The following is a 22,727-nucleotide window of genomic DNA, read 5'->3' on the forward strand; positions in this document are numbered from 1 at the left end:
CGGGCTCACCGGCGGCGGGACGAAGGCTTCGCCTTGCGCGCGGTGGAGGTCTTCTTCGCGGCGGGCTTCTTCGTCGCCGAGGGCTTCTTGGCGGGAGCCTTCTTCGCCGGGGTCTTGGTGGCCTTGCGTGGAGCGGCGGCCTTCTTCGCGGGCTCCGCAGGAGTCTTCTTCGCGGCAGCCTTCTTCTTCGGCGCCTTCTTCAGCGCGGCCCGGGTCGCCGCGTCGACGCCGCGACGGGCCCAGGGCAGCAGCGCGTAGGCGTCATCGCTGGCGTCGGCGGGCGGCGTCCAGTAGCTCATCTCGATGCGCTGGCCCCCGCCTTCCCAGACGAAGGGACGGCAGCCCGCGGCCTGGAACTCCGGTCGGGAGATTTCGTCCGTCTTCAAGTAGAGCTGGCCGTCGCCGATGAGGCCGAACATCCGCCCGCCGAAGTACAGCCCCCAGCCGCCGAACATCCGCCGGGCCTGCACCGGGCCGAGCTTCTCCAACAACTCGACCGTGTACTCCACGAAGCTGTCCATTCGAGCCACCGTGTTCCTCCGTTTCCCTGGCGCCGCTTCTTAGCGGAAGGTCGCCACCAGCGGGTTGTGGTCCGACGTGTCGCCCACGTCCATGACCTCCGCGGAGACCAGTCGCTCCGCCATGCGCGGCGAGGCGAAGACATAGTCCGTGCGGTAGTCGATGGTGACGCCGCCCCGGTTGCGCCGCGCCGTCACCCAACGCGTCGAAGCCGCCCGCGTCGGCAGCGTGTCCACCCAGCCGTAGTCCTCGATGTCGTCGATGACGTCGAAGCGCGGCGGATGGCCGTACTTGTCCGTGCCCGCCCGCCGCAGCCGGTCCTCCAGGTCCACCGGATATGGGTCCCTGCGCGACAGCGAGTTGAGGTCGCCGACCAGCAGATATTGCCCCTCGCGGAACCGGGACGCGTCCAGCAGCGAGCGCAGATATCGCGCCTCCACGTAGCGCAGCTTCTCGTGGTGCGCGTCGAAGTGTGTGCCGAACAGCGTCACCGGGCCGCTGGCCTCCAGCTCGCACTCGACGATGCAGTGGCCCAGGAAGTGCCGGTCATTGTGGATGCGCAGCGAGCGCAGGGGAGGGCGGCTCACCACGGCGACGTGGTAGCACCGCCCGCTGGGCCGCGAGCGGGACTGTCCCAGCACCAGGTGCGCCTCGTCCTGCGGCACGTCCAGCGCCTCGGCCACCCGACGCAGCCTCCCGCCGTCGTCCCAGCCCAGGCACTCCTGGAGCACCAGCACGTCCGGTGCGTTCCGGGCGAGGAAGGTGACGATGTCGTCGAACCGCTCCTCGCCTCCCTGCAACACGTTGAACGTCATCACCTTCAGCGGCATGAATCTCCTCTCTCGCCCAAAGGGCGCGTGAATGGGCTCGCCAAGCTACCGCACCCGCGAGCCCGAGGCCGCTCCCGCGCGCCTGCCCGCCCCCCATGGCTCGAGCATCGCTCGCACGCTCTCCACGATGAACGACTTGAGCTCGCGCGCCGCCGCGGTGAGGTAGCCCTCGCCCCGATGCACGAGCGCCACCTGGCGCTTCAGCCCGCTCTTCACGAGCGGCACCACGTCGAAGCCGCGCGACTGGTGGTCCCGCGCCATCAGCTCCGGGATGAGCGCCACGCCCAGGCCGCGCTCGACCATGCGCCGCATCGCCTCCGCGTTGTCCGTCTCCAGCGCGAGCCTGGGCGTCACCCCGCGCGCCTCGCACTCGGCCTCCAGCGCCCGCGTCCCGCTCATGCTGGGGATGACCACCCACGTCTCCTCCACCACGTCCGCCAAGGACAGCGGCCGGGTGACCTTCGTGAGGCGATGCCCACGCGGCACCGCCAGCACCAGCACCTCCTCCCACAGCTTCTGCGCCACCAGGTCCGTGTGCCGCACCGGCAACGACACGATGGCCAGGTCCAGGACGCCTCGGACCACGTTGTCCTCGAGGGCCGTGCTCATGCCCTCGCTGAGCCGGGGGCGCACCTCCGGGAATCTCCGCGCGAACGTCGGGATGATGTCCGGCAGCAGGTACGCCCCCACGGTGTGCAACGTCCCCAGTGACACGGGGCCGCGAGGCGTCCCCGACAATCGCTCCAGCTCGGACGTGCCCGCGGCCAGTGCGTCCAGTGCACGTCGTGCATGGGGCAGGAAGCGTTCACCCGCGTCGGTGAGCACCGCGCCAGCGGGCGTGCGGACGAGCAGCCGGGTGCCCAGCTCCGCCTCGAGCGCCTGGAGCTGCCGGGACAGTCCGGACTGGGACAGTCCCAGTCCCTTGGCCGCCGGAGAGAGGCGCCCCTCTTGTGCCACTCGGAGAAAGGCCTGGAGCTGGTCTCGAGTCATGCGGATTCGGCAAGAACTCTATGCGGAAGTTGCGATTTCCGCATGGGCAGCCCCCGGTTACACGTTCGGAATGGATGGAAGCGGTGTGTCGGTAGAGCCGGTGCCCTCCGCTCGGCCCGGGGTGGCGAGGCGGACGGCCACCGGGGCGGTGCTGCTGGCCCTGGTGGTCAGCGCCTTCGAGGGCACGGTGGTGACCAGCGCCATGCCCACCATCACCCGCGAGCTGGGCGGCCAGCACCTCTACTCGTGGGTCTTCTCCGCGTTCCTCTTCGCCTCCACCGTCGGCGTGCTCATCTCCGGCAAGCTGGCGGACCGGCTCGGCCGCAAGCCCGTCTTCTTCGCGGGCATGGGGTTGTTCCTCGTCGGCTCCGCGCTGTGCGGGCTCGCCGACTCCGTGCACGCGCTCATCGCCTTCCGGGTGCTGCAAGGGCTCGGCGCCGGCGCGCTCCAGCCCACCACGCTCACCATCAGCGCGGACCTCTACACGCTGCGCGAGCGCGCCGCCGTGCAGGGCCTGTTCACCGGCGCGTGGGGCGCGGGCAACGCGGTGGGTCCGCTCATCGGCGGCTGGCTGGTGATGCACGCGTCGTGGCGGTGGGTGTTCCTGGTCAACGTCCCCGTGGGCCTGTTCGCCGCGCTGCTCCTGTATCTCTCGTACCGAGACCCGCCGCGCCGCACGGACGTGAAGCTGGACCGCTGGGGGCCCGTGCTCGCGGGCACCTCCGCCGCGATGCTCCTGTTCTCACTGGAGCCCGGGCACGCGGAGCTCAGGTGGCTGTGCCTCCTGGGTGCGGTGGTGCTGGGCGCGGGGCTGGTGTTCCAGCAGCGCAAATCCCACGCGCCCCTCCTGCCGATGGAGCTGGTGAAGGACCGCACGGTGCTCAGCGGTGTCGCGGGAGGCATCGCCGGTGGCGCGCTGCTCTACAGCATGGCCGCGTGGGTGCCGCTGTGGATGACGGAGCAGGGCGGACAGACGCCCATCGTCGCCGGACTGACGCTGCTGCCCATGTTGCTGGGATGGTCCGTGGGGTCGACGTTCGGCGTGAAGCTGCTGGTGCGAGGCGGTATGCGGCTCAGCGCGGGCGTGGGCTTCGCCGTGGCGGCGACGGGCGCCGGGCTGCTCGCGCTGACGGCCGCGTACGGGTGGGGCACGTATGCGGCGCTCGCCTCGCTCGCGGTGCTGGGCATGGGGCTGGGCCCCGCGGCGAGCACGTCGCTCATCGGCCCGCAGTCGCGTGCGCCCTGGCACCACCGGGGCATCGTCACGAGCAGCCTCTACGCGACGCGTCTGTTGGGAGGCTCGCTCACGGTGGCCGCGCTGGCTCTGGCACGAGGCCACTTCGCCTTGCAGTTCGCCATCGCGGGCGGGCTGGCCGGTGTCGTCGCCCTGGGGCTCGCCGTGGCCGCTCCCGGCAAATCCACGAGCGAGGCCTGAGCCTCAGTGCGACTCCTTGAGCGCGAACGGCCACAGCTTGGCGAGCGCCGAGCGTAACTCCGTCGCGCTGGCGTAGCGGTCCTCGGGGCGCTTCTCCAGCAGCTTCAGCACCACCCGCTCGAACGCCCCCGGCAGGTTCGGCCGCAGCGTCGTCAGCGGCACCGGCGCCTGCTGCACGTGCAGGAACATCAGCGGCACCGGGTCCGAATGTCGGAACGGCAGCTGCCCCGTGAGCAGCTCGTACGCCACGATGCCCAGCGCATACAGGTCCGTCGCGGACGACACGGGGGGACTGCCCATCACCTGCTCGGGCGCCATGTACTCGGGCGTCCCCAGCACCGTCCCCTGCGCCGTCGTCCCGGCCACATGCGCGCTCTTCGCCAGGCCGAAGTCCATCAGCTTCAACACCCCACCGCGCGTGATGAACAGGTTCGCCGGCTTCACGTCGCGATGCAGCACCCCCCGTCCATGCGCGTGCTCCAGCGCCACGGCCGCGTGCGTGAGCCACCGCAGCGCCTCCGCGAGCGTGGGGCGCCGCTCCATCATCCGCTGGCGCAAGTCCATTCCGTCCAACAGCTCCACCGTGAGGAAGTGCCGCTCCCCATCCATCCCCACGTCGAAGACGCGCAGGATGTTCACGTGCTCCAGCGCCCGGGCGTGCTCCACCTCCTGGCGGAACCTCGCCACCGTCGCCGCGTCCGCGTGCGGCGTCGCCAGCACCTTGAGCGCCACGCGATGCCGCTCGAGCAGGTCGTGCGCCTCGTACACCGTGGAGCTCCCACCCGCGCCCAGCCAGCGCTCCACGCGGTAGCGCTGGGCCACCACCTGCCCCGGCATCAGCCCTCGCACCAGCGCCGCGGGGAGCGGCGCGGGCGTGGGGATTCCCTGGAGCAGCGTCCCGTGCGGGGACACGGGCGTCGAAGCGCGCAGCGTCTCGCCCAGGGACACCGGGGGCGGAGGCGTTGTCGGCGCGGGACCCCACGACAGCTCGGGCGCGGGAGCCGGCGTCGTGCCCGCCGTCACCTTCGTCTCCTGCACGCCGCCGAGGTACACCACACCCCCGGCGTCATCTTCCGTCGAGCCCACCGCTCCTCCCTCGGTGTCCGTTGGCCCGTGCCGCGGCTCAGGGGTCCAGCAGCGAGATGTGCGAGGGGGCTCCCGCGCCCTCGATGTCCAGGTGCGGCGTGGGCAGGTTGTACTCCGCCGCCGCGCTGGTGGCCTCCACCATGATGGGGCCGGCGATCTCCGGCGGCTCACCCTTGCACAGCACGTCCACCACGTGCTCCACCGTCCACTTGCCCAGGCGGTTCACCACCAGCCGGTTGCCCTCGAACGTCGACGTGTCCGACAGCTCGTCACTCGCCCCCAGCTTCACGTCCACCGACTCGCCCAGGTAGCCCCGCGCGAGCGCCAGCACCCGGTCCACCACCGCGTTCCAGGCCTGGATGTGCGTCCTGTCCTGGGCCTCGTCCATGATGTCCAGGCCCACCTGCAGCCGCTCCATCCGCTCCAGGAACTGCTGCACCAGCGGCCCCCGGATGACGCGCCCGTGCTGCGGCGCGATGATCTCCACCGCCGGCGTGAGCTTGCGGATGGTGGCCACCGTGCGCGCCAGCGCCGCGTTCACCGGCATGTAGATTTGATGGAACGCGCGGATGCCCGCCCAGTCGGACTCGTCCGCGTACAGCCCCTTCGCGTTGGCGTCCGTGAGCCCGCCGAACAAATCCCCCGTGAAGAGCACGCGCGTCTGCGGGTCGTAGAGCATCACCGCGCCCCGGAAGTGACAGAAGGGCGAGGGCACCGGCAGCAGCTTGTGCCCGGTGGGGACGCTCAGCCCTTGCGAGAACTTCTCGGTGGCGATGAAGCGGTTGCGCGGCAGGTTCTGGTGGACGATGAGCCGCCAGGTGTCCTCCGAGCAGAGGATGCCGGCGCGAGGCGCATAGCGCGCGGAGATGATGCTCGCCGACGAGCCCACGTCCGGGTCCTGGTGGTTGATGAACACGGCCGACAGCCGCTCCATCCCTCCGATGAGCGACGTCACCTTGGTGTGGATGGTGGAGAAGTCGCTGCTCGAGCCCGGGTCGATGAGGAGGTTGAACTCCGAGGCCCGCTGCGTCTTCACGTCCGTCCCACGGAAGCGTCTCAGATAGGGGTTGGCGTAGAAGATGTTGCCCGGCTCCCGCTTGCCCACCCAGAACGTCTCGGGAGCAATCTCCACGGGGACGATTCTCAGGTCGTTGCTCAAGCCCGATGCGGGATGGTCGCTGCTGCTCATGAGACGGGGTTCCTTCACGGTGAGGTGATGTCCCCTCCCCGTAGCAAGGCGTGCGCCGAGGCCTGTCCTCCCTCGGGGACCCAGGCGCCAGCCACCTGCGCGCCGTGCATTTCCTGCGCGCCCGGGAGCAGGCACGCAGTTCCTGCGGGCCCGGGGCTCACCCCCGGTGGGGGCAGGCGGGCTGGACGCGGAGGCTGCGAGCCTGCGTGTGCACATGGCACACTGCCGGGGTCCTTCGCACCCACCTCTCCATGCCAGACGCCTCATTCCTCTCCGCCTGGGGGCTCCCAGGCCTCTTCTTCGTCGCGATGCTCGCGGGCTCGGTGGTGCCGGTGCCCTCCGAGGCGCTGCTCGCCGCGCTCATCTATGGCGGCGCTCCGCCGATGCTCGCCACGGGCGTGGCCACGGTGGGCAACGTGCTGGGCGCGGTGTCGCTCTACCTGTTGGGGCTGTGGGTGGCGCGCGGCGGAGGCGGAGCGCTGGGGCGCTGGTATGCGCGCCGCCGTGAGAAGGAGGGCCCGCGCATGGAGCGCGTCGAGGCGCGGCTGCGCACCTGGGGCGCGCCCGCGCTCATGATGTCGTGGATGCCCATCGTCGGCGACGCGTTCGTCATCGCCGGCGGCATGGTGGGCGTCAGGCCCCTGCCGTTCGTCGTCTTCGTCACGCTGGGCAAGGGCCTGCGTTACGCGTTCGTCGCCCTGTCCACCGCCGCTGCCCTGTAGGGCGACGTCTCGTCATGTTTCAATCGTGTTTCGCCAGTATTTCCGTCAGTCCCGGAAGGTAAGTTGAGGCCGTGGTTCCAGGCGAAGCCTGTCTGGCCCACCCGTTCAGCATTCGTTGCCGACCCTCAACCGCTCCCACTGGCGGGAGCAGGACTGGACCTCGTGCGAAACACCCTCGCAGTCTCGACGCGCGCGCTGTCGTCATGGCGCCACTGGCTCATGGTGTTCTTCCTGGGACTCGCCGCCTGCGGTGGCGAGGCGCCCGTGTCGGACGCGCCCTCGGAGGAGACGTCGCTCGGTGAGCGCGGTGACGCGCTGGCCAACGTGCGCCTGCGGCTGATGGCGGCGAACCTCTCCAGTGGCAACGGGCAGGACTACGACCCGGGCCACGGCATCCGTATCTTCCAGGGCACGGACGCGGACATCGTGATGATTCAGGAGTTCAACTACAAGACGGACTCCGCCGCCGACCTCCGCGGCTTCGTGGACACCGCCTTCGGGCCGGGCTTCTCGTACTACCGCGAGTCCGGCGCGCAGATTCCCAACGGCATCATCAGCCGCTACCCCATCATCGCCTCGGGAGAGTGGGACGACCCGCAGGTCAGCAACCGCGACTTCGCCTGGGCGCGCATCGACATCCCCGGGCCCAAGGACCTGTGGGCGGTGAGCGTGCACCTGCTGACGGCGAACGCCAGCACGCGCAACACGGAGGCGCAGAGCCTGGTCAGCCGCATCCAGGCGAACATCCCCGCGGGGGACTACCTGGTGATTGGCGGCGACCTGAACACGGGCAGCCGCTCCGAGTCGTGCTTCGGCACCCTGTCGCAGGTGGTCAACACCGCGAGCCCGTACCCCGCGGACCGCAATGGCAACACCAACACCAACGCGGGCCGCAACAGCCCCTATGACCATGTGCTGGTGGACAGCGACCTGCGGCCGTACCAGACGGCGGTGGTCATTGGGGGCAGCACGTTCTCCAGCGGGCTGGTGGTGGACACGCGCGTGTACTCGCCCATCGGCGAGATTGCCCCGGCGCTCTCGGGCGACAGCGGCGCGTCCGGCATGCAGCACATGGGCGTCATCAAGGACTTCCTCATCCCGGGGGACGCGGTGTCCTCCAGCCTGACGGTGACGTCGCCCAACGGCGGTGAGAGCTGGACCACGGGCAGCGCCCGCTCCATCTCCTGGACGTCCTCGGGCGTGTCGAGCGTGCGGGTGGAGTACACGCTGAACGGCAGCACGTGGACCACGCTGTCGTCGAGCACGTCGGCCTCGGCGGGGAGCCTCGCCTGGACGCTGCCCACCACGGCGAGCACCACGGCGCGCGTGCGGGTGACGGACACGTCCGACGCGAGCATCACGGACACCAGCGACGCGGCCTTCTCCATCACTACGGGCGGTGGCGGCGGCACGGGGACGCTCCTCATCAACGAGGTGCTGGTGAACGAGGCGGGCTCGGATGTGAATGGCGAGTTCGTGGAGCTGGTGAACACGGGCACGGCGGCGCTGAGCATCGCGGGGTGGACGGTGTCCGACGCGGCGAGCGTGCGGCACACGTTCCCCAGCGGGACGACGGTGCCGGCGGGTGGCGTCATCGTGGTGTTCGGCGGCGCGGCGGGCATCCCCTCGGGCACGCCCAACGCGGTGGGGGCGTCCACGGGGACGCTGGGCCTGTCGAACAGCGGTGACACCGTGACGGTGAAGAACGCGTCCGGCACCGTGGTGGACACGGCGGTGCTGTCCTCGGCGATGGCGGGCACGGACGGGGTCTCCGCGAACCGCAGCCCGGATCTGGGCTCGGCCGCCACCTTCGTGCTGCACACCAGCCTGTCCAGCCTGACGTCCTCGCCGGGCCGGCGCGCGAGCGGCGCGGCGTTCTGATGAAGCCTTCCGCGCCCCCTCGGTGTGAAGAGGGGGCGCGGGTCGGTCAGCGGTACAGTCGGATGTCGCAGACCTTCGACCCGCTCGTGAGGCCGGGGAAGTTGCCCGCCACGTAGAACCGGATGTAGCGCGCCGTCAGGCCGCCGCCGGTGCGGTTCGTGTAGTCCTTCACGAGCGTCTGGTTCGGCGCGTAGGACAGCGAGCCGCTGTCGTGCATGCTCCAGGTGCTCCCGTTGTGGCTGGTGCCCATGTACCAGCTCGGTGGGTTCTCGCTACCGAACAGCACCTCCATCCGCTTGACGAGGTGCTCCTGCCCCAGGTTGACGATGACGGACTGCTCGTTGCCGTCGTTCGTCCACCAGCACGAGCCGAGGTCCGAATCCGTCACCGTGAACGCCGCGATGGCGTTGACGGTCGCGTTGCCGGACGTCGCGGGAATCTTGAGCTGGAGCTCGGGCGAGACGAAGAAGGGCAGGGTGACGCCGAAGTGGCCGGGGTCGGCGCGGTCCACCACCTTGAGAATCACGTTCGAGCCGCCCCAGCCTCCCGTGTAGAAGTCCCAATACGTGGACGTCGTGGGGCTGATGGACTCCGCGAGCTTCGACCACGTCGCGCCGTTGTCACGCGAGGCGTAGTAGTCCACGGCCAGCGGCGTCGGGTTGGACCAGAAGAGTCGGACGTTGACGCCGTCGAGAGGCGGGGTGGACAGGTTCGGCTGCTTGACGTCGATTCCATTGCTCACCGTCAGCGTGATGGCGTTGGAGACGACCTCCGGCTGATGCGGGTCCACGACGCGCCACTGTGACGTCGTCGGAAGAATGGAGGGGTCCAGCGGGATGAAGAAGTTGGAGACGGTCCCCACCGTCTGCCAGCCATTGAACTCCGTGCCGGTGCGCGCGCGCTGGAGCACCACCGTGTCGCCTCCTCCGTTGACGAGAATCACGGGCACCGTCTGGCGATGATTGACCGGGGACTCGAAGGAGATGGTGGGCCTGGCGACGGGGTTCTGCACCCAGATGGGCGCCAGGGTGACCTCGGCGTTCTCCCATTGCTGGTTGAGCGTGACGACGTAGATGGACTCGTAGGGGGTGAGCGAGAAGACCTGCTTCAGGTCGATGAGGTTCGGGTCGGTGTAGGTGATCTCCTTGATGGGCGTGTTGGGCTGGAAGGGGCTCCAGACCTTGAGGCTCGTCCAGTTGTTGCCGCCGCCGGTGCCGTCCTTGGTCGTGCCCCAGACGGTGAAGTCGAGCCGCCGCTCGGCCGGAGCCAGCGAGAACTCGGAGCCCATGGTGCGCCCGTTGACCATGAAGAAGCCGGACGCGGGCGGCAGCGCCGTGCGGTACACCCAGCGGTTGCGCAGCGCCCTCAGGAAGTTGCCGTAGTCGAACCACTCGCCCGGAGGCAGCACGATGCCGGTGCGGCCCTGGGCGGTGTCGCGGCCGTGAATCTTCTCGCGCGGGACACCGGGCTCGTCGATGTAGGGCAGCACATAGTTGCCGTTCGAGTACTTGAGATTGAAGTCGAAACCGAGCTGGACCCGGGCGGCGGCGTGCGAGTCCGTGTTGGCGGCGGGCGCGACGCGGAATCCGCGGCGCAGCAGCTCGAAGTACCGGTCGTTGTACTCGGCCAGTTCCACCGCGTCGCGCACGTTGCGGCGGCGGTCCGGCTCGGTGGGCAGCGCGAAGAAGACGTCCTCGTTCGGGTGGTTGAGCTGGACGTGGGTGCTCTGGAGCGGGTCGGTCGAGTAGTGGTTGAGGATCTCGTGGTGCCAGTTCCAGAGGCTGCTCGAGTTGAACCGGATGCGGCGGTTGAAGGTATTGAAGTGGTGCTCGGGGTCGGAGGAGCCCAGGTGGCTCTCCATGCCCCCGAGCGTCAGCATCTCGGGCTGTCCGTTCGCATCCTGCTCCAGGCTCACCTGCCCGACGGGGTCGTCCTCGTCATAGGAGTTGTCCCAGGAGGTGGTGTGGTTGCTGGTCCCGAAGAAGTCATAGCCATGACGGAAGGCGGAGAGCAGGACCTCGTCACGCCGGATTTGTGGCGTGTAGCTGAGGCTCGCGCCCCCCATGTCCGAGTGTCCTCGCGGATGGCTGTGCAGGTCTCCGACGAAGGTCTGCCAGCCGCCGCTCAGCTCCGTGGCGATGCGGTTGCGGTAGCGGCTCTCGCGAACGGCTGGGAGCGGATAGCGGTCAATGGAGATGACGTTGGTGGTGTCACCCGCGAGGCCCGGGCTCGCGGACAGGATGGTGGCCAACATCATCCAGGGACTGCGACTGCCACGACGGAACATGGGGACTTCCTCTGTCAGCAAAGGGGGGCGTGGGCCTCGGAGGGCCCTGCGCGGCTGACAAAGGGACTACGGAGGGACGCGATGAATCTGGTCGTCGCGCCGTGTCTCAGTGACTCTCGCCCGGAGACGTGAGCGCTCCCTCGCGCTCCGGGGCCCGCGCGGTGTGCGCGCCTCCATCCTGGGGACCGGGCGTCGGCGGGCTCGCGGGCGTCGGGTGGTTGCGGCCGTAGTCGCGCTCGTGGATGCGCACCAGCGCCAGGAAGAAGGCGACGATGAGCGGGCCCAGCAAGAGGCCCACCGTGCCGAACGCGGCCAGGCCGCCGAGCAGCGAGAAGAAGACGATGGCGCCGTGCTGGTGCATGCCGCGCTTGGCGAGCAGCGGCTTGACGATGTTGTCCACCAGCCCCACCACCACCGTGCCCCAGATGACCAGGAACAGCGCCGCCCAGGGGTGACCGCTGAAAAACATCAGCGCCGCGGCCACCAGCACGACGATGGCCGCGCCCACCGCGGGAATCAGCGCCATGAAGAACGCCACCCCCGCGAAGAACAGCGGCGCGGGCACCTGGACGATGAGGAACCCCACGAGCGCCGCGAAGGCCTGCACCCCCGCCGTCACCACCGACGACAGCAGCACCGCGCCGGACACGCTGCGGAACTCGCGCATGATCTCCAAGGTCTCACCGCGCCTGAGCGGCGACACGCTCTCAATCCAGTGCACCAGCTCCCGCCCGTCCGTGAGGAAGAAGAACAGGGCGATGAGCATCATCACCGTCTGGAAGGCGATGGAGCCCGTGGCCGCCACCGCCCCCGTCACCGCGCGCGCCGCCGTCCCTCCCTGGTTGCTCACCTGCTCCTGGATGGTCTGGTCCAACTCCTGCTCCTCCAGGGGCATCCGCTGCATCAGGCTCTCGGCGCCCTTGCGCACGGGGCTCGGCAGCTTCTGCACCAGCCCCTCCACGCCCTCCTGCTGCACCGTCTTGGTGATGAACTGCGCGCCGGAGGACACCTCCGCCACCACGAACGCGGTGAGCCCGCCCAGGGGCAACAGCAGCGCGAGGATGACGGCCGTGCAGATGAGGCCCGCCGAGATGTTCTTGCGCCCCCTGAGCTTGCGCGTCAGCCGGACGTGCAGCCCATGGAAGACGCCCGCGAGCACCGCCGCCAGGAAGATGCCCTTGGCGAAGGGCTTGATGACCAGGGCCAGCAGGAACAGCGACAGCAGGATGAGGCCGGTGAACACACGCCGGGCGGTCTGCTCGGAAGCCATGCCCGTGAAGCTAGGGCGGCTTCCGTGGGAGGGAAGGGGGAGGCGGCCCCCCAGGTCGGCTGCCTGCTCCACGAGCAAGAAGACTTGGGCCCGGGGCCCGGGCGGCTAGAGTGCCCCGCCATGCCGGCATTCGATTCGAGTCAGTTCACCCCGTGGCTGCTCCAGGCGCTGTGCGCCGCCTTCCTCGCCATCCTCTTCCTCCAGTCCGGACTGGACAAGGTCATCGACTGGAAGGGCAACCTGGGCTGGCTCACCGGGCACTTCGCCAAGAGCCCCCTGAAGGGCATGGTGCCGTTGATGCTCGGCGTCATCACGCTGCTGGAGCTGGCGGCCGGCGCGCTCAGCGGCGCGGGGGTGGTCTCGCTCATCGCCACGGGCAGCCCGGCGCTGGCCTTCTTCGGCGCGCTCTTGTCCGCGGTGTCGCTGGTGTGCCTGTTCTTCGGCCAGCGCATGGCCAAGGACTACGCGGGCGCGGGCGGGCTGGTGCCGTACTTCCTGCTGTCGCTCGCGGCCATCTACTTCACGCGCATGCGCTGAAGGCCCCGCGTCACATCACCTTGCGCGTGGGCACCAGCGCGTTGGCGGACAACAGTCCGGCCACCAGCGCCACCGCCACCATCAGCATGTTGAAGGCGGTGTCGACGCCCGCCACCACGTCGCGTTCGAGCAGCGAGGACAGGCTGCGGAAGCCCACGCTGCCGGGCACCAGCAGCATCAGCCCGGGGACGACGACGGTGACGGAGGGCTTGTTGCGAAGCCGCGCCAGCACGTTGCCCACGATGCCCAGCGCGAGCGCCCCCACGAAGGCGCCCAGCTGCGGCCCGAGCAACTCCGAGCCCAGGCGGGCCCCGAAGAACGCGAACGTGCCCGCGGCGGCAATCCAGCCCCAGTCCCGAGGCCGCGCGCGGAACAGCACGCCGATGGCGACGCCCGCCACCAGCAGCGCCACGGCCTGGGTCCAGGAGGGCAGCGAGGGCGGCGGCGGGGCGACGGGGGGCGGCAGCAGCACGGACAGCTTGCTGCCCAGCGCGACGCCGAAGCCCAGCTGGAGGAACACCACCGCGGCGCCCGTGAGGCGCGAGGTGCCGGAGATGAGGTGGCGCGTGGCCAGCTCGTTGAGGGCCACCGTCAGCGTCAGGCCGGGCAGCAGGACGATGAGGCCCGCCAGGGTGGCGACCTGGATGGACAGCGGGCCGATGACGCTCGCGGCCAGCACGGCGAGCGCGGAGGAGAGGATGGCGCCCACGGGCTCGAGCACGCGGGCGGTGGTGGGCTGGCGCTGCGTCACCTCACTGAGGATTCCGATGAGCAGGCTGCTCACCGTGGCCACCGCCATCTCCTTCAGTCCTCCGCCGAACAGACGGGCGCCCGCTCCTCCGGCGAGCGCCCAGCAGAGAATCTGGAGCACGGGCCCGAAGCGCGGGGGGCGGGCGAGGATGTCCTCCACGCGCAGCGCGCCCTCGGCGGGCGTGAGGCGCGAGTGGATGACGTCGTCGGCCAGGACGTCGAGCTGCGTGAGGCGCTCCAGGTCCATGTCCCCGGGCTCCACGCGGATGAGGCTGGTGCGCAGCGCCTCGGGCGGGCCGAAGGACGCGAACAGGGACGTGGGGGTGGAGAAGAAGCGGCCCTCCAGGCCCAGGCGCTCGGACACGCGCTTCATCAGCCCCTCCAGCCGGTGGGAGGGAGTGCCGTAGCGGTGCAGCGCCTCGGCCAGTCTCAGGGTAAAGGCGACGGACGGCCCTGGCGGTGCCGGGTGGTGTTGGAGCGAGGCGGCGATTTCAGGAGGGACGGCCACACGCGGCGCAATGGCAGAGCCGCCCGGGTGGAGTCAAATGGCGGCACGGTGACGTCCGCCTGTCCGCCATGCGCGCTCGGGAAGCACGGCTGATGGGGTCTCCAAAGAAGACAAGGGATGTCGGGGTGGTGCAGGAAGGAGACGAGAGCATGGCGCGCAAGAGCAGGACGCCCAGGTGGCTGGAGGCGGCGCGGAAGCGGGACGTGGGGGCGGTGGCGGCGGGGCGCTCGGACTGGCTGGCGCGGGCGCTGGGGCGCGCCGGGGTGATGCCTCGGGCGGAGGCGGAGTCGGCGATTCGCGCGGGCCGGGTGGAGGTGGACGGACGGGTGGTGACGGAGCCCTTCGCGCCGGTGGGGCCGGAGCAGACGGTGCGAGTCGATGGGCAGGGACACCCGCTGACGTCGGTGACGCGGGTGTTGATGTTCCACAAGCCCGCGGGGCCGGTGGTGCATGGCACGGACCCGGAGGGTGTGGGCACGGTGTTCGAGCGCCTGCGCGCGGTGCTGCCCGAGTCCCTGCGGGGCTACGAGTGGCTCGCCGTGGGCCGCCTGGACCGGGACACCACGGGGCTGTTGCTCTTCAGCAATGACGAGCGCTTCGTGCGCCACGGCACGGCGCCGGAGACCCATCTGCCCAAGCGCTACGTGGCGCGGGTGGAGGGACAGCCTGTCGAGTCCGCGCTCCAGCGACTGCGGGACGGCGTGGAGCTGGAGGACGGGCTCACGCGTCCATCCCGGGCCGAGTCACGGGCTCCGGAGGTGGTGGAGCTGACGCTGACGGAGGGACGGCACCACCAGGTGAAGCGGATGCTGGCGGCCGTGGGGCATCCGGTGCTCACGCTCCATCGCGAGGCCGTGGGCGCGGTGGTGCTCGACGTGCCCGAGGGGGGATGGCGGGAGCTGCGTGCGGCGGAGGTCTCCGAGGCGCTGGGGTTCGGCGCTCAGGGGGAGTCCGACGGGTCAGCGCAGGGTGAGTGATTGGCAGGTCTCCAGCGCTGCCCGCGCGAGGTTCCGGTTCTGGCTCGAGAAGGTGCAGAGGAACGCGGGGCTCGTGGGGGATGCGGAGTACATGCAGTCCGCCTGATAGGGATGCGTGGTGTCCTTGGGCGTCTCCGTCCAGAGGCAGTGCTCGCCCACGCGTTCGATGCGCGCCGTGGCGTCGGTGAGCCGGTAGCCGCTCTCGATGCTCTTCAGGCTCTGGAAGAACTGGGGGATGTAGAGGCCGAGTCCCCGGACGTTGGCGAGCTGCACGTCGAGCTTGGACAGGCCCGGCGCGGTGGCGGGCAGGGTCAGCTTCACCTTGACCCCTTGAGTCCCGGGGTCCTCCAGGACGTAGCTCGCCTGGAAGGGGGAGACCACGTCCAGCTCGAGGGCCGTCTTCACGCCGAACGACTGCACGTCCGAGGCGGGGATGGTGAGCCGGGTGCGCTTCGCGGGGGGCTTCTCCGGCGCGGGGGCCTTCGGTCTGGGCGAGGAGGCCGTGCCCGGACGTCGCTTCGGAGGTTGCGCTTGGGGCGAGGGTGGCTCGGCGGACGCGCTCCCTGCGCACAGGAGCATGACGAGGGCGGAGGCCAGGAGGAGCGGCGAGGTCGCGCGAGGAGAGCCCATGGTGTGAGCTTTCCATGTCCTATCGAGGGCGTGCGCCGAAATGTGATTGCACCGCTTCGAGCACGGCGGGCTCGCGCGGGTTGTTGAAGTGGCGTCCCCCGGGGACGACGATGACCTCGGCGCCCAGGTGCTCCTCCCAGAGTCCTTGATTGCGACGCCAGTCGGAGGTGAACGGGTCGCTGTCGGAGAGCACGACGACGGCGCGGCCCAGCGCGGCGCGCACGCGGGCGAAGTCGATGGGCGTGTCGAGCCAGGGGCGCAGCGCGTCCCACGGCTTGTCCACCTCGAACCAGCCGGAGACGAACACGGCGCCCTCCACGCGGTGTCCCTCGGGCATCGCGGCGAGGTAGCGGAGGAGGGTCTGACAACCCACGCTGTGGCCCAGGAACACGGTGGACGGCGGAGGCACAGGGCCGAGCGTGCGCGTGAGCGTGGACACCCAGCCGTCGATGGTCGGCGTGGCGGGCTCGGGCATGTCCAGCGTGAGGATGTCGTCGAAGGGCGCGGGTGGCTCGCGCAGCTTCTCCTCGAGCCAGGGATAGAAGTCGGTGTTCGGACGTCCGGCCCAGCGGTGCACGACGACGAGGGTGCGGCTCATGGGGCCGCAGTCTGCCTCAGTCCTCGCGTGATGCCATCGTCAGGATGTGCTCCCGGAGCCTCGCCGCGAGTGACAGGCTCTCGGGCAACGTGTGGCCGAGGAGGCGCGGGACTCCGGTGGCCAGCACCGCGGCGTTGGTGAAGACACCTGCACGCGCCTCGGCGAGCCGCGCGAGGGGAAGCGCCTGCTCCATGATGGGGACTCCATCGATGGAGCCCGAATCGAGGAGCACCGCGCGGATGACACCGGGGAGGCACGGCGCATCGAGCGGCGGAGTGACGAGCGCGCCGTCCAAGAGGACGAAGAGGTTCGCGGTGGGCAGCTCGCACGCGTGAGCCAGCTCGTTGGCCAGCACGGGGAGCTGTTGCATCCGCGAGAACTGCCGGAAGTACGACAAGCCCTTGTGGTTCGGAGACGTCTCCCCGTGACGATAGGCGCCGTGCTCCACCGTGAGGATGGCGCGTCCCTCGTGCTGGAGTCGCTCGGCGTCGGGAGCGTGGGGCCGGAGGGTGAGCAGGAGCTGCCCATCGCTCGCGGACAGCTTGCCGATGCCCTGGAAGCGGGGACCGAGCAGCGGGTCGGCGGCGAGGCAGCGTCGCAGGGTGTCACGAACGGAGGCGGGCTCCAGCAGCTCGGGCGAGGGCGCGCGGACGGTGTCCGTGTGAGCGGCGAGGCTCGCCGTGAGTCGGCGCAGATGACGGGACAGGAAGAGGGGGGCGCCGTCCTCGATACGGAAGGTGGTGAAGAAGCCCGCGCCGAAGAAGAAGCCCTGCGCGAAGTCGTGCAGGCGCAGGTCCTCCCAGCGCTTCACCTCGCCGTTCACCGCCACGGTGGAGAACATGGTGTGGCTCCGTCAGCGCCGAGCCGCCAGGAAGTTGGCGAGCAGTCGAGGCCCGTGGGTGGTGAGGAAGGACTCGGGATGGAACTGGACGCCCTCCAGCGCGGGCAGCGCCTTGTGCCGCATGCCCATGATGAGCCCCTCGTGCCAGGCCGTCACTTCGAGACACTCGGGCAGGCCCTCCCGCTCCACGACGAGCGAGTGATAGCGCGCGGCGACGAAGGGCCGTGGGAGTCCCTGGAACACCCCCTGGTTCTCGTGCTGGACCTCGGCCGTCTTCCCATGCACGGGGACGGGAGCGCGGACCACCTTCGCGCCGAAGACCTGTCCCAGACACTGGTGGCCCAGACACACGCCGAGCAGGGGGACACGTCCGCCGAAGGCTCGGATGACCTCGAGTGAGACGCCCGCATCCTCGGGCGTCCCGGGGCCGGGGGAGATGACGATGCGCTCGGGCTGGAGGGCCTCGATGTCGCGCACGGTGACGGCGTCGTTGCGCACCACCTTCAGCTTCGCGCCCTGCGCGCCGAGCGCCTGGACGAGGTTGAAGGTGAACGAGTCGAAGTTGTCGATGAGGAGGATCATCGCGTGGCTCCGCTCGCGCGCAGGGCGAGGAGCTGGGAGCGCGCCTTGTTCAGCGTCTCCTTGAACTCCTGGCGAGGCTGCGAGTCGTGGACGATGCCCCCGCCGACCTGCGCGTAGGCGCGGCCGTTCTTCACGAGCAGGGTGCGGATGACGATGTTCAGGTCCAGGTCGCCGTTGAAGGACACGTAGCCGAGCGAGCCCGTGTAGAGACCGCGAGCGTGCGGCTCCAGCTCGGTGATGAGCTGCATGGTGCGAATCTTGGGGACGCCAGTGATGGTCCCGCCGGGGAAGAGCGCGCCGACCACGTCGAGCGGCTCGGTGTCGGGCGTGAGCTGCCCGGTCACCTCGGACTCGATGTGGAGGACGTGGGCGTACTCGATGATCTCCATCAGCTTCGTCACCTCGACGGTGCCGTAGGCGCAGACGCGGCCGAGGTCATTGCGCTCCAGGTCCACGAGCATGGCGTGCTCGGCGCGCTCCTTCTCGCTGGTGCGCAGCTCCTGGACGAAGCGGGCTTCTTCCTCGGGCGTGCCCCGGCGGCGGGTGCCCGCGATGGGGTGGGTGATGGCGCGTCCGTGCTCGACGCGGACCAGCCGCTCGGGGGAGGCGCTGACGACGTGGAAGCCGTCGCCTTCGAGGTAGCTGGCGAAGTGGACGGGGTTGGTGGCGGACAGGGTCTCGTAGAGCGCGAGGGGCTCGCCCGGGAAGTCGACCTCGAGGCGCTGCGAGAGGTTGACCTGATACGTGTCTCCGGCGCGGATGTACTCGCGCACGCGCTCCACCGCGTCCAGGTAGCCCTGCTGCGTGAAGTTGGAGCGCGGCTCCGCGAGGGGTGCATCGGCGGCGGGGGGGGCGGGAGGCGAGGTGGGCGTGGCCTGGCGCACGATGGACGCGAGGGTGTCCAGGCGGCGCTGGCAGTCCTCCCAATCCGAGCCGGTGGCGATGGCGAGCAGGTGCCCTTCGAGGTGGTCCACCGCGAGGAAGGTGTCCACGAAGGACAGGGCGATGTCCGGCAGTGCCAGGTCATCGCGCGGGTGGACGGGGAGCCTCTCGAAGTAGTGGTTGGCCTCGTAGGCGAAGAAGCCGACGGCGCCGCCGAGGAAGAGCGGGAGCCCGTCGATGCGGGGGCCGCGCCACCGACGGAACAGGGCTCGCAGCGTGTCCAGGGGCGCACCCGGCTGGGGCACGTCGTCGATGAAGCACCTGGGGCCCTTGGCGACGAAGCGCAGGAAGGGGCGCGCGCCGAGGAACGAGTAGCGCCCCTCTTCACTGACGCGGGTGCTCTCAAGCAGGAAGCGGTGGTGCGCGGGGAGGGCGCGCAGCAGGTCCACGGGCCGCGATGCACCGATGTCCCACCGTCGATACACGGGGACCTGGTTGAAGCCCTGGGCCACGAGCGCATCGAAGCGCTCGCGGTCCAACGGTGGCGGAAGCGGCCGGGTGCTCATTCCGGGGGGCTTCCTAGCAGGAAGTCCAGGAACGGGCATCCGGCGGTGGTTCAGGACGTGCCGGTGCTCTGGGGACCACCCGTCTGAGCCTCGCGCGACTTGCGGGCGTACAGGAGGATCTCGTCCTCGGAGAGCTGGTTCGTGCTGATGGCCGAGCGGTCCGCCTTGAGCTGTTGGACCTTGCCCTCGCGCAGGACGTGGAACTGGCCGGCCTTCTGTCCAGGGAGCTTGGCGTCGGCGTCGACGCGCGCCTCGGTGAACATGGGCTGGAGCTTCCGGAGGGCGTTGTCCTCCTTCACCCGGCCCACGCACCACATGCGCACGTTCTCCCGGCACTTGTAGTCGAAGTCCCCCGGGCTCTGCGTGGCGAGCATGATGCCGAGGCCCGCGGAGCGCGCGCGCTTGAGGAGGCTCTCCATCGGCTCCTTGGTCGCGGGCTTGCTCGTCGCGGGCAGGTACATGTCCGCCTCGTCGAAGAGAATCACGGCCTGGAGCTTCGGTGACGGATGCTGGCTGGCCCAGCGGTGGGTCTCCAGGAGCAGCTGCGACACCCAGAAGAGGATGCGCGAGTTGTCCCCGAGGAACTTGGTGCTGATGATGCTCAAGCGCGTGCGACCGGGCACACCGTGGACGCCGCGCCCGAGCAGTTCATCCAGGTCGAGCCGTTCACCGCTCACGGCCAACAGCGTGCGCAGGTTGATGCGGAGCACGCTGAGGTCCTGGGCCAGCTTGGCGTGGGTCTTCGTGGGGATTCCGTCCGTGGCCTCCAGCAGCGCGGGGTCCTGCGACATGACGAACTGCTGGATGAGTTCGAGGGTGACCTCCTTCCCGAAGGACTGGCTCATCAGCAGCCGGAGGGCTTGGGCGAGCACGGCCTTCGCGGCCTTGTCGTTGGGGCTGGTCCGGTAGTCGAGCATGCCGGCGATGGCGTCCGCGGCCTGCTGGACGCCCTGCTCGCGCTCCTCGGCGGGGAGTGTCTCCAGTCCCTGGGGGACAATGGGAATCGCGAGCGGTCTGCCATCCGAGCGTCCCGGCGTGTAGAGCGCGACGTCGACGCGCTCACGCAGGAGTCGGCGCCGCTCGCGCAGCGTGGCGTCCTCGATGGGCTCCTCCCAGGCCTCGGGGCGGGCGTAGGCGGCGAGGTCGCCCTTCCGGTCCACGAGGATGACGGGGATGCCTCGGAGCAGGAGCTGCTCCAGCGTATTGAGCGCGAGCGTCGTCTTGCCGCTGCCCGAGCCACCGAGGAAGGCGCTGTGCTTCGTCAGCTCGGAGGTGTCGAGCATGACGTTCTGGGGGAGCAGCCCCTCGGAGACGCCCAGGCGCAGGGGGCCGGTGAGCACCACGTTCGGGACAGCGGGGGTGCCTGTCGCGGGTGTCGGGCGGGGCTTGCGCACCAGGTTGACGGGGGCCTCGGGCTTCTGGACGGGCTTGGGGTCCGGGTCGGGCAGCAGATTGCTCACGGGCTTCATCGTCGAGAGGTCCGTGTCGTCATCTTCGGTGGCAGCCGTCTTCGGACCCGCGGCGGGTGGGGTGCTCGCTTGCGGCGTGACGGTGGCGACCTTCCCGGAAGGACGCTTCGAGGACTGCGCGGGAGTCGTCGGCGCGGGAGAAGGGCTTGATGCGTTGCGAGGTGTCGGCGTCGCAGTCGTCGTCACCATGGCGTCCGAGAACAGGCCCGACTGCCGGGGAACGAAGTTGTTCTCGTTCTTCACGTGGACGGGGGCGGGAGGTGACACGGGCGGAGGCGTCACCTCGGCTGCCTTGGTCTCTCGCTTCTCGGACTCCCGCGCGACCGGGTCCTTCGCGGGGCCTGGAGGCGGGAGCGAAGGGCCGAGCGGCTCCAGTCCAAGGATGTCACCCATGGACTTCAGTCGGGTGACGGGACGCGCGGCGCGGCTCCACTCCGCGAGCGCCGCCTGTCCGACGTGCAGGGCACGGAAGTCACGCAGGGCGACCAGCTCGCGGAGGTCACTGTCGCCCAGCACGACGCGTCGCCCGCCTTGCCGGATGAGCTTGCTCAAGGCGTCCGAGACGAGGGTCCCCGTGGACGATGGGAAGTCGGAGGTCCGGATGAGCACCGGAGTCTTCCCCCTCGCGGCGGTGAGGGCCTCGCTCATCTGCCGGCCCAACCCGCCTCCGTGCGGACGGCGCTCGCAGAGCGCGAGGACGAGCTTCTTGCCGGAGGGGTGCACGGCCACGTCCAGCAGGTCGTCTCCGTTGCGCGTCTTCACAGCGAAGCGAGGCGAGCCTCCCATCTCCTCGCTCCCCATCTCGACGGCCCACGCGAGCAGGGCGGTGATGTCGGACGCGTCCTCGGGGAGCTTCTCCTTGTAGGCGGTGCGGAAGTCCGTCCACATCCGGTCCATGTCGACGCCAGCGGGAGGTTGAGGGGCCGGTGGACGCGCGTCTCGACTCGGCAGCGGGAAGGTGTCCGGCAGGCGCTGCAGCTCGATGGCCTTCTCACGGTAGCGACGGCACTCGTTCAGCACGTCCCGGGCACGCTGGCCGGCGAGCTTCTCGAAGCCTTCGGGAGGAATGGGGTAGGTGGGCTCCTCGGGGCGGTACTGCACGCCGCGCTGCTCGTAGAGGAAGCGCAGGCGCCGAGCGACCATGTCGCGAGCGGTGGCCGCGCTGACAGTGCGCTCCAGCGTCACGGGGTCCGGGTCGTTCTCGACGCGGTCGACCATGGCCCGCGTGAGGAGCGGGCGCATCTTCTCCCAATAATCGGAGAGGCAGCAGATGACCACGATGGCGTTGGGCACCTTGCCGGCGATGGATGCCAGGGTATTTATCGCCCGGCGGAAGGCATTCTCAGCCTGGGGGCGCTGCTCGAAGTCGCTGATGTCTTCGATCTGGTCGATGCACAGCACGAGCGCGTGTCCCAGCGCGCTCATGACGCGGCCCAATTGCTCGACCATGCGAGCCGGCGCGTCGTCGGAGGTGCGTGGGACCAACTCGCCGATGACCTTCCGGTCCTCGGGGGTGATGTCCTCGCAGCGCAGCCAGTTGAAGATGCGGCGGTTGATGCGCGGGTCCCGGCGCTGGAAGTAGATGAGCGCGCGCAGCAGGTCCACCTCGACGCCGCGGAAGCGCGGGTCGGAGAGGAGATCGTCCGCCACCGCGCGGACGGTGCCGTGGAGTTCGTCGTCCTCCAGGACCTTCTCCTCGGGCTCGATGAGCGGCGCGAAGAGGCTGGTGCACTGAGCCATCAGCAGGTTCGACAGGTACATCATTCCGCTGTCGTCATCCTGCGCCACGTCGTACGGATGATGATCGATGGAGTCGATGAGGTTGGACAGGATGTACCGGTCGTAGTGCGCCGCATCCACCGTCATGGGCATGTAGCCGGTGAAGCCGCGCTTCTGCTCGTGCGCCGCGTTGCGGAAGGCGCGCACCAGGTGCGTCTTGCCGCTGCCGGACTCTCCGAGCAGGAGAAGGATTTTTCCCGTGTCGGGAGCAGGTGACGACGTTGCCCGGTCCAACAGGCGTTTGAAGGCGCGGCGCGCGGCGGGGTTGAGGGTCTCCACGTCGAACGGGTCGGGCTGCCAGAGGTACTGGCCCTGTTGGACGCTGCTGAAGACCTCGCCGCCGTCGGAGAGGAAGACCTCGAGTCGAGGGTCGCGGGACATGGGCGCTCCTGGAAGGAC

At 69.8% G+C, this 22,727-nt stretch carries 19 protein-coding genes; 5 read left to right on the plus strand and 14 right to left on the minus strand.

The genetic code is table 11. The features are described from left to right. Positions 1-5: 5 nt before the first annotated feature. Genes K8625_RS29125 through K8625_RS29135 form a run of 3 tightly spaced genes read right to left on the minus strand, consistent with a single transcriptional unit; the run spans position 6 to position 2,339 of the window. The gene (locus K8625_RS29125) at positions 6-521 is read right to left on the minus strand and encodes a TfoX/Sxy family protein (RefSeq protein ID WP_223748027.1); all 516 of its coding nucleotides are present in this window, start codon (positions 519-521) and stop codon (positions 6-8) included. A gap of 39 nt (positions 522-560) precedes the next feature. Continuing rightward, positions 561-1,349 carry an endonuclease/exonuclease/phosphatase family protein gene (locus tag K8625_RS29130; RefSeq protein ID WP_223747893.1) on the minus strand — a complete coding sequence of 263 codons (789 nt, stop codon included), beginning with the start codon at positions 1,347-1,349 and terminating at the stop codon, positions 561-563. Positions 1,350-1,394: 45 nt separating this feature from the next. Beyond that, positions 1,395-2,339, minus strand: a complete 945-nt coding sequence (locus K8625_RS29135) for a LysR family transcriptional regulator (protein WP_223784532.1) — start codon at positions 2,337-2,339, stop codon at positions 1,395-1,397. Between the two features lie 70 nt (positions 2,340-2,409). Between K8625_RS29135 and K8625_RS29140 the strand changes: the two genes are divergently transcribed. Then, positions 2,410-3,774 carry an MFS transporter gene (locus K8625_RS29140; RefSeq protein WP_223747895.1) on the plus strand — a complete coding sequence of 455 codons (1,365 nt, stop codon included), beginning with the start codon at positions 2,410-2,412 and terminating at the stop codon, positions 3,772-3,774. 3 nt (positions 3,775-3,777) lie between these two features. On the opposite strand, the gene K8625_RS29145 is transcribed toward K8625_RS29140, so the two are convergent. After that, complete coding sequence (locus tag K8625_RS29145) at positions 3,778-4,860, minus strand: serine/threonine-protein kinase (RefSeq protein ID WP_223747896.1); 1,083 nt, start codon at positions 4,858-4,860, stop codon at positions 3,778-3,780. A gap of 37 nt (positions 4,861-4,897) precedes the next feature. After that, complete coding sequence (locus K8625_RS29150; RefSeq protein ID WP_223747897.1) at positions 4,898-6,049, minus strand: hypothetical protein; 1,152 nt, start codon at positions 6,047-6,049, stop codon at positions 4,898-4,900. Between the two features lie 251 nt (positions 6,050-6,300). Here K8625_RS29150 and K8625_RS29155 point away from each other — a divergent pair, with 251 nt between their 5' ends. Together K8625_RS29155 and K8625_RS29160 are read left to right on the plus strand one after the other, a co-directional pair. After that, positions 6,301-6,771: a YqaA family protein gene (locus K8625_RS29155; RefSeq protein WP_223784534.1), complete on the plus strand. Its 471-nt coding sequence runs from the start codon at positions 6,301-6,303 to the stop codon at positions 6,769-6,771. Between the two features lie 219 nt (positions 6,772-6,990). Next, a complete protein-coding gene (locus K8625_RS29160) occupies positions 6,991-8,652 on the plus strand; it encodes a lamin tail domain-containing protein (protein ID WP_223784636.1) in 1,662 nt (553 codons plus the stop codon). A 46-nt stretch (positions 8,653-8,698) separates the two neighbouring features. On the opposite strand, the gene K8625_RS29165 is transcribed toward K8625_RS29160, so the two are convergent. Next, the gene (locus K8625_RS29165) at positions 8,699-10,939 is read right to left on the minus strand and encodes a hypothetical protein (protein WP_223784535.1); all 2,241 of its coding nucleotides are present in this window, start codon (positions 10,937-10,939) and stop codon (positions 8,699-8,701) included. A gap of 106 nt (positions 10,940-11,045) precedes the next feature. Next, a complete protein-coding gene (locus K8625_RS29170) occupies positions 11,046-12,209 on the minus strand; it encodes an AI-2E family transporter (RefSeq protein ID WP_223784536.1) in 1,164 nt (387 codons plus the stop codon). A 120-nt stretch (positions 12,210-12,329) separates the two neighbouring features. Here K8625_RS29170 and K8625_RS29175 point away from each other — a divergent pair, with 120 nt between their 5' ends. Then, positions 12,330-12,746, plus strand: coding sequence for a DoxX family protein (locus K8625_RS29175; RefSeq protein ID WP_223747902.1), 417 nt, complete (start codon positions 12,330-12,332; stop codon positions 12,744-12,746). A 10-nt stretch (positions 12,747-12,756) separates the two neighbouring features. On the opposite strand, the gene K8625_RS29180 is transcribed toward K8625_RS29175, so the two are convergent. Next, positions 12,757-14,016, minus strand: coding sequence for a threonine/serine exporter ThrE family protein (locus K8625_RS29180; protein ID WP_144426625.1), 1,260 nt, complete (start codon positions 14,014-14,016; stop codon positions 12,757-12,759). A 137-nt stretch (positions 14,017-14,153) separates the two neighbouring features. Between K8625_RS29180 and K8625_RS29185 the strand changes: the two genes are divergently transcribed. Further along, positions 14,154-14,981 carry a pseudouridine synthase gene (locus K8625_RS29185; protein ID WP_223784537.1) on the plus strand — a complete coding sequence of 276 codons (828 nt, stop codon included), beginning with the start codon at positions 14,154-14,156 and terminating at the stop codon, positions 14,979-14,981. On the opposite strand, the gene K8625_RS29190 is transcribed toward K8625_RS29185, so the two are convergent. Genes K8625_RS29190 through K8625_RS29215 form a run of 6 tightly spaced genes read right to left on the minus strand, consistent with a single transcriptional unit; the run spans position 14,964 to position 22,709 of the window. Next, complete coding sequence (locus K8625_RS29190; protein ID WP_223784538.1) at positions 14,964-15,611, minus strand: hypothetical protein; 648 nt, start codon at positions 15,609-15,611, stop codon at positions 14,964-14,966. The genes K8625_RS29185 and K8625_RS29190 overlap by 18 nt on opposite strands. A 19-nt stretch (positions 15,612-15,630) precedes the next feature. After that, positions 15,631-16,209: an alpha/beta hydrolase gene (locus K8625_RS29195; protein ID WP_223784539.1), complete on the minus strand. Its 579-nt coding sequence runs from the start codon at positions 16,207-16,209 to the stop codon at positions 15,631-15,633. A gap of 16 nt (positions 16,210-16,225) precedes the next feature. Next, entirely contained in the window at positions 16,226-17,050 is an 825-nt protein-coding gene (locus K8625_RS29200; RefSeq protein ID WP_223784540.1) for an aminotransferase class IV, read from the minus strand. Positions 17,051-17,062: 12 nt separating this feature from the next. Next, positions 17,063-17,632, minus strand: a complete 570-nt coding sequence (locus tag K8625_RS29205; RefSeq protein ID WP_223747907.1) for an aminodeoxychorismate/anthranilate synthase component II — start codon at positions 17,630-17,632, stop codon at positions 17,063-17,065. Further along, positions 17,629-19,080, minus strand: a complete 1,452-nt coding sequence (locus K8625_RS29210) for an anthranilate synthase component I family protein (RefSeq protein WP_223784541.1) — start codon at positions 19,078-19,080, stop codon at positions 17,629-17,631. The genes K8625_RS29205 and K8625_RS29210 overlap by 4 nt, the downstream gene beginning before the upstream one ends. A 50-nt stretch (positions 19,081-19,130) precedes the next feature. Next, positions 19,131-22,709 carry an AAA family ATPase gene (locus tag K8625_RS29215; RefSeq protein WP_223747909.1) on the minus strand — a complete coding sequence of 1,193 codons (3,579 nt, stop codon included), beginning with the start codon at positions 22,707-22,709 and terminating at the stop codon, positions 19,131-19,133. Positions 22,710-22,727: the final 18 nt, after the last annotated feature.

The sequence above is a fragment of the Myxococcus sp. AS-1-15 genome (assembly GCF_020037055.1).
Classification (GTDB): domain Bacteria; phylum Myxococcota; class Myxococcia; order Myxococcales; family Myxococcaceae; genus Myxococcus; species Myxococcus fulvus.

Bases quoted from the DNA above. Each gene is read 5' to 3' on its own strand.
- K8625_RS29185 (WP_223784537.1), top strand. From the start codon at position 14,154: ATGGCGCGCAAGAGCAGGACGCCCAGGTGGCTGGAGGCGGCGCGGAAG.
- K8625_RS29125 (WP_223748027.1), bottom strand. From the start codon at position 521: ATGGACAGCTTCGTGGAGTACACGGTCGAGTTGTTGGAGAAGCTCGGC.
- K8625_RS29170 (WP_223784536.1), bottom strand. From the start codon at position 12,209: ATGGCTTCCGAGCAGACCGCCCGGCGTGTGTTCACCGGCCTCATCCTG.
- K8625_RS29155 (WP_223784534.1), top strand. From the start codon at position 6,301: ATGCCAGACGCCTCATTCCTCTCCGCCTGGGGGCTCCCAGGCCTCTTC.
- K8625_RS29200 (WP_223784540.1), bottom strand. From the start codon at position 17,050: ATGTTCTCCACCGTGGCGGTGAACGGCGAGGTGAAGCGCTGGGAGGAC.
- K8625_RS29160 (WP_223784636.1), top strand. From the start codon at position 6,991: ATGGTGTTCTTCCTGGGACTCGCCGCCTGCGGTGGCGAGGCGCCCGTG.
- K8625_RS29210 (WP_223784541.1), bottom strand. From the start codon at position 19,080: ATGAGCACCCGGCCGCTTCCGCCACCGTTGGACCGCGAGCGCTTCGAT.
- K8625_RS29175 (WP_223747902.1), top strand. From the start codon at position 12,330: ATGCCGGCATTCGATTCGAGTCAGTTCACCCCGTGGCTGCTCCAGGCG.
- K8625_RS29165 (WP_223784535.1), bottom strand. From the start codon at position 10,939: ATGTTCCGTCGTGGCAGTCGCAGTCCCTGGATGATGTTGGCCACCATC.
- K8625_RS29195 (WP_223784539.1), bottom strand. From the start codon at position 16,209: ATGAGCCGCACCCTCGTCGTCGTGCACCGCTGGGCCGGACGTCCGAAC.
- K8625_RS29130 (WP_223747893.1), bottom strand. From the start codon at position 1,349: ATGCCGCTGAAGGTGATGACGTTCAACGTGTTGCAGGGAGGCGAGGAG.
- K8625_RS29215 (WP_223747909.1), bottom strand. From the start codon at position 22,709: ATGTCCCGCGACCCTCGACTCGAGGTCTTCCTCTCCGACGGCGGCGAG.
- K8625_RS29190 (WP_223784538.1), bottom strand. From the start codon at position 15,611: ATGGGCTCTCCTCGCGCGACCTCGCCGCTCCTCCTGGCCTCCGCCCTC.
- K8625_RS29205 (WP_223747907.1), bottom strand. From the start codon at position 17,632: ATGATCCTCCTCATCGACAACTTCGACTCGTTCACCTTCAACCTCGTC.
- K8625_RS29135 (WP_223784532.1), bottom strand. From the start codon at position 2,339: ATGACTCGAGACCAGCTCCAGGCCTTTCTCCGAGTGGCACAAGAGGGG.
- K8625_RS29140 (WP_223747895.1), top strand. From the start codon at position 2,410: ATGGATGGAAGCGGTGTGTCGGTAGAGCCGGTGCCCTCCGCTCGGCCC.
- K8625_RS29150 (WP_223747897.1), bottom strand. From the start codon at position 6,049: ATGAGCAGCAGCGACCATCCCGCATCGGGCTTGAGCAACGACCTGAGA.